This window comes from Flavobacterium suncheonense GH29-5 = DSM 17707 (genome assembly GCF_000430025.1).
Taxonomy (GTDB): domain Bacteria; phylum Bacteroidota; class Bacteroidia; order Flavobacteriales; family Flavobacteriaceae; genus Flavobacterium; species Flavobacterium suncheonense.
Window position 1 is genome coordinate 1 of sequence record NZ_AUCZ01000018.1, and the last position, 11,072, is coordinate 11,072.

Sequence of the window (11,072 nt, forward strand, 5' to 3'; positions counted from 1 at the left end):
TTTCTAACTTTTCGGTATATTTGTGAACGTAAATCATTAACTGTCGCAACTTTGCCAAGCTGCAACACGTTAGCAGCAACCAACCAAACGAGGCGCAAAACTATAATTAATAAAATGGAAATTTCTACACCCAAAATATCAATCGAATTGCTAACACATGGTAAACGAAAACTAGTTCCAATAATTTTTGATATTTTATCATTTTTAGGCTTTTTGGTTATGTTCACAATGATGATTTTACAAAAAAACAATATCCGTTTTAGCCATCTTATTGAAATATTTGCAGCTACATTAATTGTTGTGGGAATTATGAGCTTTATTATTAGTTGTTACATTCTGTTTACTTGGGATTTTGATCAACGTTATCATATTATAGGTAAAATAAAACTAACAGAAAACAACATTGAGATTAATAAAAATTTTATCAATTTAGAAGATGTTGAAAAAATATATTTAAAAGCTTACAATACTAGAGGATTTAGGCGCGGTGATGGAACAAATAACAAAATTGAAATTAAAACATCAACTAGTTTCTTAACACAGAAATTTGTGATTGAAAATATAGGAATAAGAGACGATTTAAAAAATTACGCTTTATTTCTTCAAACAAAAAATATCAAAATTTCTATTGATGGAATAGATTTGAAATAATAAGGCTGCTGCTAACAGCGGTTTTGTGAAATTGGGGTTTTAAGGCAAAATTTAAAAGCTATTTTATATATTTGACTTCAGTCCTAATGGAATGGTTTGGGAACAAAAATCCCCAACTCCACAAAGCCGGCGGGACGTTAGCAACAATATAACGACAAAACTATACTAAATTGGATTCCAAAAAATTTCTATTAGTAATATTCATATTATCTTTCTTTCTCTCAACTTATGGGCAGAAAATTGTAAATGGTAAAATAATTGATGAAAATATCGAGTTCCTTGCAGGTGCAAGAGTTTATACTAATGACACGATAGAATTAGGAAAAACAGATTTTAACGGGAATTTCAAAATAAACCTTCCAGAAGGAAACAATAAAATCACTTTTCGAGGTCTTGGGTATGACAGTGCAATAATTGATATTTCTAAAAACTGTGATTATTTGGAAGTTATTTTATTACAAGACGGCACTTATGATTTCATGTCCGCAAAAAAAATTGATAGGCTTCGTAAAAGACGATTTGAAAAATTATCTGAACTTCACTTAATAGCTTTTCAAAAAGGCCTTTTCAAAGAAAAAAAACCCTGTTTTAACCAAGAGTTTGTTCCTATCAAACCAGAACTTGATAGAATAGCCATAGATATAAAAGCTATTAAAGAAAATAACAAAAAAAGTTTTAAAAAATTAGCAGTTGGTGACACAATCAAAATTCCTTTCAGTGGAACTTACCGTTATGATGGTACTAATAGAACGACTTTATTCGCCTACTCAAGTCTGACAGACGAGGACACTTTTGATTGTGTAATAGAAGGAGTTATTACAGAAAAATCCAAAAACAGAAAGGGTTATAATTTAGTATATAAAGTGACTAATATAAATAACTGTAAATACGATTCGATTGTTTATGATAATAAGCAATTGATTATTGGAGAAACTTTTACACATAACATGAAATATTTTAAAGTAATAATTAAATAATATACTGTTGCTAACAGCGGTTTAGCCGCATTGCTGGTCTAAACTTTAAAAGAAAATCCTGCGGATTTTCATGCGCTGCATTTCATAATAAAATTCTTCGTAAATTGCCGCAACGACGGCTAAGCCTAAAACGTTAGCAAACATTTTAACCAACATGAATGATACAGTCGTTATAATAATTGGGATAGTTATTGCGGTTTTCTTATGGAAAGTAATGACTCATAAAAGTAAAAGTGAAATAGAAGAAGAAAATCGATTAAAAGAAAGTCTATCAGATGAATTTATTTATGATCCCGAAACAGGAACAAAATTAACTTTAGAGCAAGCAGAATCTGGACATTGGATTGCACATAACAATGTAAATAGAATAAAAGATTCCGATGAGATAGAGCAATTTTATTATGACGATGAAAAGGAAGTTGAAGAACTTAAGAACTACATCAAAAAAACTGGAAACACATATAAAAAGCTTACAAATTATCAAATAGAATTACTTGAAAAAACTGAAACGTTATCTAAATATGATAATTGGTCTTATTCAAGTTCTTTTTCAAACGACAATGGAAATCGTTTCGTGTTATTTCCTGCAGTTGAAATAACAGGAAATAGACATCAGTCGGGTTATCACGAATCACAAATCATGTTTTGGATAAAAGATGAACAACTATCTGGTCATTTTTATTTACGAGAAAAAACAAATTTTGAAAAGTTAACTGATATATTTAGAAACGACGATGACATAAAACTTGATAATTATGAGAGTTTTACAATAAAAAAATCGAATAACATGCTCTACATAATTAAACTTCTAAACTTTTTCAAAGATGAAAAGGGATTGGAATTTGAAATTTATGGGGATAATTTATTTATTAAAACTCTCCGCTTTCCGAATATGGATGATTATTTAAGAATAGAAAAAATTATAAAAAACGTTTGCTAACAGCGGTTTAGCCGCATTGCTAGTCTAAACCTTAATAGAAAATCCTGCGGATTTTCATGCATTACATTTCATAATAAAATTCTTCGTAAATTGCCGCAACGACGGCTAAGCCTGAAACGTTGTAACTTATTTTAAAGAATTGAACCTAAAAGAGAGAATATATGATTTTGGAATAAACATATTAATTTATGTTTGTGTTATAGCTTTTTTTATAACTGTTATTGGGTTAGGTTACAGAGGAAAACATTCAATATCAGAAGAACCAAATTGGTATGTTGCTTTTTTTGGTTTTATTTTTTTACTTCCCTTTTTAATATATTTTTATTTATTAAATCGGAAAATTAATAGGAAAACTAAAAATGAATTAAACGGAATCAAATCTCTTATTAAAAATGGAATTCGTTCCGAACTTGACTTAACCAAACTTGAGATTACACAAAATGAAAATTATTTATTAATCGGAAATGAAATTATTATTAATAAATATGGTCAAAAGAACTTTCAGACAGAACTAAGACTAAAAAATAATTTTAGCTATGTTTTTTATACAGACATTAATAAAGATAACTTAAAAATTTACTTCAATTTAAACCCTAAAACAAGCTTGTTTACTGATAAGTACAATAAAACCAAACAATATTTAGATCTTGAATTCCTTAATAAATAAAAACAAGTTACAACACCGGTTTAAAACCATTGCTAGTTTTAACCTTTAAAAGAAAATCCTGCGGATTTTCAAGCACAACATTTCATAACAAATAATTCGTAAATTGCCGCAACGGTTTTAAGCCGTAAAACGTTAGGCGTTATACTGAAAAACCGTCGCGAAATCAGGATCATTTTAAAAAAAAACTAAATGAAAAAAAATGGTTATTTCAATATGCAGACCACATCAACGTTTATATTATTTTCGTTAATAAATATTATTTTATTTGTGTCGTGTAATGATTTAAAACATAAAAAAAAGGAAAATAATGATGCTGACATAAAGAATGAAAAACTTGACAATGCTATCAAGTTAACTCATAATAATAATGCCATTAAAGATTCTATTAATAATCTTAAAAATATTGGAGCTGATTTTATTGTATGTTATGTTGGTTCAGACGAGAATTATAACGAAATTTCTTTTGACACACAACACTTTGCAAATTCAGAGATTCTCCCATATAAAATTACTAGTGATTTTAAGCTAGAAGTCATACAAGATATTGATATATTATTTATAGAATTTGAACATAAACCAATTAGTAATAATGCAAAATCACAAAAAAGAGTAAAAGAACTTTTAAAAAAGGGTTTAATAACATTCCATGGACGAAGTATGTTAACGCATGGTAATTCTATCACATTCATGTTTTGCAAGAATAACGAAAAGAATTTTAAATGTTTTACTTACGAAATGCTTGGCAAAGCAGAGAGCATATCACATGAAGAAGGGAAACCTTTTAATATTAAAGTCTTTTATCCAAAATGTGATTAGTTTATTATAAACAAAACTAAAAGTTAAACAAGTACAACGCCTAACAGCGGTTTTATGCAATGGCGGGGCTTGGGATTTTTTTGGAAAGTTTTTGCTCGCACTTTTTGTATTAAAATTCACGTTTTTCTTTCACTCTTTTCGGTATATTTGTAAACGTCAGTAATAATAAATCCGCCACTGACATAAAGCCGGCGGGACGTTAGCTGTCATTGCCGTGCGACGCAGAAAAACTTAACTTACAAGAAAAATTAATTCATCCAAATTTGATAAATTCCAACAGCATATTTTCCGAAATTGAACTTATAAATAACTGTATTTTTCAAGTTTGTGGAATAATGCTTGAAAATGTAGAAACCGAATTGGAAAGCCAAGAATATTTTGCGCATAATTTTGAACTGAATAAACAAAAAGCAAAATTTAGAATGGCGAAAATTACACCTACAAAAACTGGACAATTTGTAGCGATTTGGAAACGAAACGAAAACGGAATAACAGAACCACATAATATTGACGACGAATTTGATTTTTTTATAATCGCAACTCGACAGGAAGAAATGTTTGGTGTTTTTATTTTTGACAAAACAGTTTTAAGTGAAAACAAAATTTTGACAACTAAAAACGGCCACGGAAAACGTGGTATAAGAGTTTATCCAACTTGGAATATAACAGAAAACAAGCAAGCGAAAAAAACTCAAAATTGGCAAACAAAATATTTTGTAGAAATTTGGAATGAAACTGACATAAACAAAGCAAAAAAGTTACTGAAAATAGAATTAAAAGAACTCACTTAAAAAGCAACGAACAGCTAACAAGGGCTTAGCCGCATTGCTAGTCTAAACCTCTAAAGAAAATCCTTCGGATTTTCATGCACTGCGTTTCATAATAATATTTTTCTTAAATTGCCGCAACGTCGGCCAAGCCTGAAACGTTAGCTGTCATTGTAAAGCGAAGCGGAGAATTCAAGAACTTATCACAACAAATGATAGGTTTTATCTTTGTTAAGTTTTGAAAAGTAAGAATAACTAACAGATAAGTCTATAACCTCTACCTCTCACATTGATTATCTGAATAGAAGAATCAAAAGATAATTTTTTTCTAAGTTTGGATATAAAAACATCCATACTACGTCCATTAAAAAAATCATCTTTGCCCCATATTTCTAACAAGGCCTCAGATTTGTCAACTATTTCATTCTTATGCTCTAAAAGTAGTTTTAAAACAGCCGCTTCTCTATGAGTCAGATTAAAAATATTGTCTTCACATTTCAAAATTTGTTTGGTGTAACTAAAAGTATAAATACCAATATTAAATTCGTCTATAGAATTTTTATTAGGGATTCGATCTAAAAGACCCTGAATTCTAACTATGAGTTCTTCCATACTGAATGGTTTTTTCAAATAGTCATTTCCACCATGATGAAAACCATCTAAAACATCTTGCACTTGCGATTTAGCACTTAAAAAAATTATTGGAGTGGTTTTGTCTGTTTTTCGAATTTCTTGAGCGAATGAAAAACCGTCTTTTTTGGGCATCATAATATCTAAAACTATGGCATCTGGTTTCATGTTATTATAATGTTTATAAGCCTCTTGCCCATCCAAACAATGAGTAACATGGAAATTTCGAGTTTCTAAACTTTCCTTTATAATCAGCCCCAAAGTAGCTTCGTCTTCCGCAAGTAATATATTTATTTTATCATTCATTGGGAATCAAAATTTTAAAAGTGGTAAGTTGTTCATCGGAAATAAGTTCTAATGTTCCACCATGCTTTGCAATGATGTTTTTAGCATAATACAACCCAATACCAAATCCTTTTTCAGTGTGGAGATTGTTTTGTGGGATGCGATAAAATTTATCGAAAATTTTCTGTTGGTGAATCTTTTCAATTGCTTTACCATTATCTGAAATTTCAATAACCAAATTCATATTATCGTTATTAACAGTAATTGTTATTTCATCACCACCATATTTTATAGCATTATCAACAAGATTAGAAACTACATTCTCAAAATGAAAACTATCCACATAGGCATCTATTTCTCGCTTTGAAGTTCTCAATTGAATCTTTTTTTCCGTATTGATTTTTAATTTTTCTATAGTATGATTAATCAACTGGACAATCTCTGTATTTGATACTTGCAATTGTAACTTATCACTTTCCAATGCAGATGTTTCTAATATTTTTTCTACAATTTGATGAAGTTTAGATAAGTGTTGCTTGGAAATTGACAGATATTTTTTGGTTTTTTCTGGTTCATTATCCGTATTAAATTTTTCAATTCCTTCTAAAGCACTACTAACAACAGCAATAGGTGTTTTTAATTCATGTGATATATTACTTATAAAATCATTTTTTATGATGGCCAATTGTTTCTGTTGACGAATTACAGAAAGTAAATAAAAAAGACAAAAAATAATACTCAAAGAAAACACAAAAGAAAGCAAAATACCTGCAATTCCTTCTTTTAGTGTTTTAAAAAAAATATCTGGATAAAAAAGTTTTAATTCGCTATGTCTAGGTAAATAAGCAGATTTTGAATTTACAGAAAAAAGAAACTTTTTATTATCCGGATTATTATATTTTATAATCTTTTTCCCTTCTCTTTTATAAAGTGCGTACTCAAAATCTAGCTTTTTGTTAGTAAATTCCGTACTTAAATAAGTTGCTAGTTTATTAATATCTATACTATCTTGTCTAATAGAAATAATTGCTTTCTCTGCAAAAAGTTTCATGTTTTTAATTTCTAAAAGAGAGTCATTTCTATTTTTATTTAAATCCTTACTATCCAAATGATTATTATATAGTTGAGGAATTCTCGATTTAGTTGATGGTTCTAAAATTATTATTTCATCAGAATCATCAGAGAATTTTTTTTTTAAAGTTTTAGGAACACTTAAAGTAAAACTTTGAACAATCCCCGCCTTTGCTTTATCATTATAATAATTATCAATACTATTATCTAAGGCTAACTGAATAATATTTATAATCTGTTTCTTATTATTTTGATAGTTTTGGATATTCCAATACACCTGTATACCTACAGTTATAGTAACAGTTAGGGCAATCAAAGGAGCAATATTATTTCGAAGGAATAATTTCATAAATCAAAGATAATAACGGCATACATATATTTTACCACATTAACACTCATTAACACTAATTAAAATTCAGTTAAAACTTAAGTAGATACTTTTGAAAAAGAATAATAATTATTATAAAATAACTAAAACGATTATATGTCGTTTTATAAACATTAACTAAAAAAGTATTATGACAAAAAAAAATTGGATGATTGCAATTTTATTGACAATAATTGCAAATAGCAGTAATCTTTATGCTCAAAATGGACAAGTAAAGACTGTTAAACAAGTAAAAAGCTCAGAAATAGCAACCTCAAATGATCTTAATTCCGACAAGAAAATTTTGTCGAATTCAACTACCCAAACTTCTATTGATACTAAAATTAATAATGAAAACTCGATGTCGTTTACTGCGAACATTATTAATGGTACTAGCAATGAAGTTGTTATTTCATCACATGGGAGACCAATTGTTACCATAAATGGAAATAATGGTGTATTTAAAGAAAAGTTCAATATTGAAGAAGGAATCTATCAATTACAAATTGGTGAAGAATACACCGAGTTATATCTTAAAAACGGGCTTGATTTAAAATTAAGCTTAGATGCTAATAAATTTGATGAATCCATAAAATACGAAGGAAGTGGTTCAGTAGAAAACAATTTTTTAGCTAAAGAGGCTTTATTAGATCATAAAGTTGATTATGGAGGATTATTTGAATCAAATGAATCAGATTTCGATATCAAGTCGGCAGAGATTCTTAAAAATAAATTGGCGCGCTTAAACGATAAAAGTTTACCAGAATCTTTTGTTTCCCTTATGAAAAAAGAAACTGATATGAGATTCATGCAAATGAAAATGGTTTATAACAGTAGACAAGAAGAAAAAAAAATAAACAATTTGATGAAAAACACAATGTCTCCTTCATTTGACTATGTAAATTATAAAGGCGGAAAATCAAAATTGGAAGATTTCAGAGGGAAATATGTTTACATCGATTTATGGGCAACTTGGTGTGCACCTTGTCGTGCTGAAATTCCCTTTCTAGAAAAAATTGAAAATAAATATCATGGCAAAAACATTGAATTTGTTAGTATTTCCCTTGATCGACAAGCTGATATCGAAAAATGGAAAAAAATGATAACAGATAAAAAAATGGGTGGTGTACAACTTTTGGCTGATAATGATTTTAACTCAAAATTTGTTAGGGATTTTAACGTTATGGGAATTCCAAGATTTATATTAATCGACCCTAACGGAAAAATAGTTAACGCTAATGCTCCAAGACCCTCTTCTCCTGAACTGACTACAATTTTAGATGAATTACTTAAATAAGAGAAACAAAGAAGGAAATTATCTAAACGGAATAGAACTAACTACTGTTGAGGAGATTGATAAGATAATTGAAAAACTCAACAAAATAAAAGTTTTCTTAGCACAATCTTTATGATAAAGCTACAGCAATTGGGCTGTAGCTTTTTTATTAAAATAATTTTGAATTGTTATATTTTTGATAAGTCGTTTAAATAACAACGAACAGCTAACAGCGGTTTCATGAAATTGGGGTTTTAAGGCTAAATTTAAAGGTATTTTTATATATTTGACTCAGTCTTGACGGAATGGTTTGGGAATAAATATCCCCAACTTCATGAAGCCGGCGGGACGTTACCAGCAATTATAACATAACTAAATCTGTAGATGAAGATTCTAGCTCATATTGATGAATTTGGAACGAATTCACTAGAAATTGAAAAAGATGGTGTTTCATCTCATTTTTTAATTTGTGCTACTCTTATTGAAGAGAAAAATTTAAAAGCTGGTCAACAAATTATTGAAAATGTTAGAAATACTCATTTCCAAGGCAGTGAAATAAAATCTTCAAATGTTAAAAGAGCAAATCACGCAAGAAGACTTACGATTCTAAATGAATTAAATCAAATTGAGTTTACAATTTATCTAATTGTGGTTGATAAAAAAGAAATTAACTCACAAGGTTTAAGCATAAAACAATCTTTTTATAAATACTTTAATAAACTATTAGTTACTGATTTAAATAGAATCAATAAGAAAATCACTTTCGTTGCTGACCAAATTGGAACAAAGGAATATCAAGAAAGTTTCCAAAAATATATTGAAAACGAAGTAACGCAATATGACTTATTTAACGAAAATAAAATATTTGAATTTAGCGATAGTAAAGAAAATAACTTAGTCCAACTTAGTGATTTTATTGTTGGGAGTTTGGCGAAATGTTTTGATAAAAAGCATTTTACAGAAGACTCTTCTGATTACATTAAAATATTAAAAGAGAAATTAAATATACGTTTTTGGCCTAATAATATTGCAAACTATGTTAGGCAAGAAAACGAGACAGAAAATTTTGATCCTAAAATTGCAGAACTTTCATTGACTTTAGCAAAAGATTACATTGCACGAAATGAAAATAAAGTTGAAACTGATATAACAGCACAAATATACCTTTTAAAATATTTAATGCTTATTCAAAAAGTTAGTCCAAATTATTTTATTCAAACACATGAATTAATGGACAAGCTTAAATTTGAAATTGGTTTGGAATACTCAACAAGGTTATTTCGAAAAAATGTCATTGGACAATTAAGAGATAATAATGTAATCATTGTAAGTTCAAATAGTGGCGGCTATAAACTACCCGTAAACAAATCCGATTTAATCGAGTTTGTAAATAGATATAATAGCATTTTACAACCAATGTTGTCAAGAATGAAAAAATGTAGAGATTCTATTTTACTGGGCAGTATGAACGATATAGATATTCTAGAATATCCTGAATATGAATCATTAAAAGAAGTAATTGAATTAATTAAATAACTGCTGGTAACAGCGGTTTTATAAAAGCGGGGTTTTAGTGTTTATCGGTAATGGTAAGTGTTCGCACTTCTCTCCTATTTTCAAATTTTTTCTTTCAATCTTTTCGGTATATTTGTAAACATCAGTAACAAAAATCCCCGCCTTCATAAAGCCGGCGGGACGTTATAGGCAAGCAGCCAATATTGTGGTAAAACTAAATGGAAAATCAAACTAAAATAGAACGCATTTTAGAGCGGAGAGAATATTTCAATAATCTTTTCCCAAAAATTAAAGGCTGTAATTATAGAAAAGATATTGATTTTGAACTTCCAAATTCTTGCCCAGCTTGTGGATATTTCACACTTGATGAACGATGTAGTTGGGAAATTTGTCTACTTTGTTTTTGGGAAGATGACGGACAAGATAATTTTGATGCTGATAAAATTTTTGGAGGACCAAATGGTGATTATTCTTTAACCAAATATAGAATTGAGTTTTTTGATGAATTTGAAAGTTTTAAAAGTGAAAATGAAAACTCAGAGTTGGTTACTGAAATAAAATTATTGGATTATTATATTTCTTCAAACGAACAAAACATCAAAAAAGTGGAATTACTGATTAACAATATTCTAAAAAACATTAAAGGACAAATCCCAAAGTTGTAATTATGCCAGCCTATAACAGCGGTTTTATAAAATGTCGGGGCTTGGTGATTTTTGGGAATGGTTTGGTGATTTTATTTCTTCTTTTCATTCAGCTTTTTCCTTTCAAACTTTTCGGTATATTTGTAAACATCAGTAACAAAATGTCCGCCACTTTATAAAGCCGGCGGGACGTTATAAATCAGTTGCCTTGCGCGCGTAAAAATCAGAACCTAAACGATTTCTACAAATAAATTTTCTATCAAATTTTATAACTATCAATTATAATTGTTGTGGAAAAATATTGTGGAAAAACGTTGTAAAAATTGGTACGTAAAAAACTAAACGCAAAAGCAATACTGGAAACTCAGTACGCAAATCGTTGAAATCATATTCATCTCAAATTTGCAACAAGTGTAAATTAAAAATTTACACATGATAGCAAATCACACGCCTGAGCAGAATGCCA

General features: G+C 28.9%; 11 protein-coding genes. 9 read left to right on the top strand and 2 right to left on the bottom strand.

Going from position 1 to position 11,072, the window contains the following annotated elements:
• The 6 genes from G498_RS14930 to G498_RS0109375 form a co-directional block, all read left to right on the top strand.
• Positions 1-651 (top strand): hypothetical protein (locus tag G498_RS14930; protein ID WP_211227764.1); only part of this gene is annotated, 651 nt, incomplete at its 5' end.
• 170 nt (positions 652-821) lie between these two features.
• Positions 822-1,628 carry a carboxypeptidase-like regulatory domain-containing protein gene (locus G498_RS0109350; RefSeq protein ID WP_026980940.1) on the top strand — a complete coding sequence of 269 codons (807 nt, stop codon included), beginning with the start codon at positions 822-824 and terminating at the stop codon, positions 1,626-1,628.
• Positions 1,629-1,782: 154 nt separating this feature from the next.
• Positions 1,783-2,568, top strand: a complete 786-nt coding sequence (locus G498_RS0109360) for a hypothetical protein (protein WP_026980941.1) — start codon at positions 1,783-1,785, stop codon at positions 2,566-2,568.
• 139 nt (positions 2,569-2,707) lie between these two features.
• Positions 2,708-3,235 (top strand): hypothetical protein, encoded by a 528-nt coding sequence (locus G498_RS0109365; protein ID WP_026980942.1) that lies wholly within the window; start codon positions 2,708-2,710, stop codon positions 3,233-3,235.
• 189 nt (positions 3,236-3,424) lie between these two features.
• The gene (locus tag G498_RS0109370; protein WP_026980943.1) at positions 3,425-4,051 is read left to right on the top strand and encodes a hypothetical protein; all 627 of its coding nucleotides are present in this window, start codon (positions 3,425-3,427) and stop codon (positions 4,049-4,051) included.
• A 263-nt stretch (positions 4,052-4,314) separates the two neighbouring features.
• Positions 4,315-4,842, top strand: a complete 528-nt coding sequence (locus tag G498_RS0109375) for a MepB family protein (protein ID WP_244877128.1) — start codon at positions 4,315-4,317, stop codon at positions 4,840-4,842.
• 231 nt (positions 4,843-5,073) lie between these two features.
• On the opposite strand, the gene G498_RS0109380 is transcribed toward G498_RS0109375, so the two are convergent.
• Both G498_RS0109380 and G498_RS0109385 read right to left on the bottom strand, forming a co-directional pair.
• On the bottom strand, positions 5,074-5,754 hold the full coding sequence (locus tag G498_RS0109380; protein ID WP_026980945.1) for a response regulator transcription factor: 681 nt from the start codon (positions 5,752-5,754) through the stop codon (positions 5,074-5,076).
• Positions 5,747-7,153: a sensor histidine kinase gene (locus G498_RS0109385; protein WP_051269828.1), complete on the bottom strand. Its 1,407-nt coding sequence runs from the start codon at positions 7,151-7,153 to the stop codon at positions 5,747-5,749. The genes G498_RS0109380 and G498_RS0109385 overlap by 8 nt, the downstream gene beginning before the upstream one ends.
• Positions 7,154-7,322: 169 nt before the next feature.
• On the opposite strand from G498_RS0109385, the gene G498_RS0109390 reads away from it, so the two are divergent.
• From G498_RS0109390 to G498_RS14935, 3 genes are all read left to right on the top strand, one after another.
• A complete protein-coding gene (locus tag G498_RS0109390) occupies positions 7,323-8,468 on the top strand; it encodes a TlpA family protein disulfide reductase (RefSeq protein ID WP_051269830.1) in 1,146 nt (381 codons plus the stop codon).
• A gap of 363 nt (positions 8,469-8,831) precedes the next feature.
• Positions 8,832-9,983, top strand: a complete 1,152-nt coding sequence (locus G498_RS0109400) for a DUF3800 domain-containing protein (RefSeq protein ID WP_026980948.1) — start codon at positions 8,832-8,834, stop codon at positions 9,981-9,983.
• 197 nt (positions 9,984-10,180) lie between these two features.
• Entirely contained in the window at positions 10,181-10,627 is a 447-nt protein-coding gene (locus G498_RS14935) for a CPCC family cysteine-rich protein (protein ID WP_035745032.1), read from the top strand.
• Positions 10,628-11,072 lie beyond the last annotated feature (445 nt).

Excerpts from the sequence above, each read along its gene's own strand:
- G498_RS0109370 (WP_026980943.1), top strand. The coding sequence starts at position 3,425 with ATGAAAAAAAATGGTTATTTCAATATGCAGACCACATCAACGTTTATA.
- G498_RS14935 (WP_035745032.1), top strand. The coding sequence starts at position 10,181 with ATGGAAAATCAAACTAAAATAGAACGCATTTTAGAGCGGAGAGAATAT.
- G498_RS0109360 (WP_026980941.1), top strand. The coding sequence starts at position 1,783 with ATGAATGATACAGTCGTTATAATAATTGGGATAGTTATTGCGGTTTTC.
- G498_RS0109385 (WP_051269828.1), bottom strand. The coding sequence starts at position 7,153 with ATGAAATTATTCCTTCGAAATAATATTGCTCCTTTGATTGCCCTAACT.
- G498_RS0109380 (WP_026980945.1), bottom strand. The coding sequence starts at position 5,754 with ATGAATGATAAAATAAATATATTACTTGCGGAAGACGAAGCTACTTTG.
- G498_RS0109400 (WP_026980948.1), top strand. The coding sequence starts at position 8,832 with ATGAAGATTCTAGCTCATATTGATGAATTTGGAACGAATTCACTAGAA.
- G498_RS0109390 (WP_051269830.1), top strand. The coding sequence starts at position 7,323 with ATGACAAAAAAAAATTGGATGATTGCAATTTTATTGACAATAATTGCA.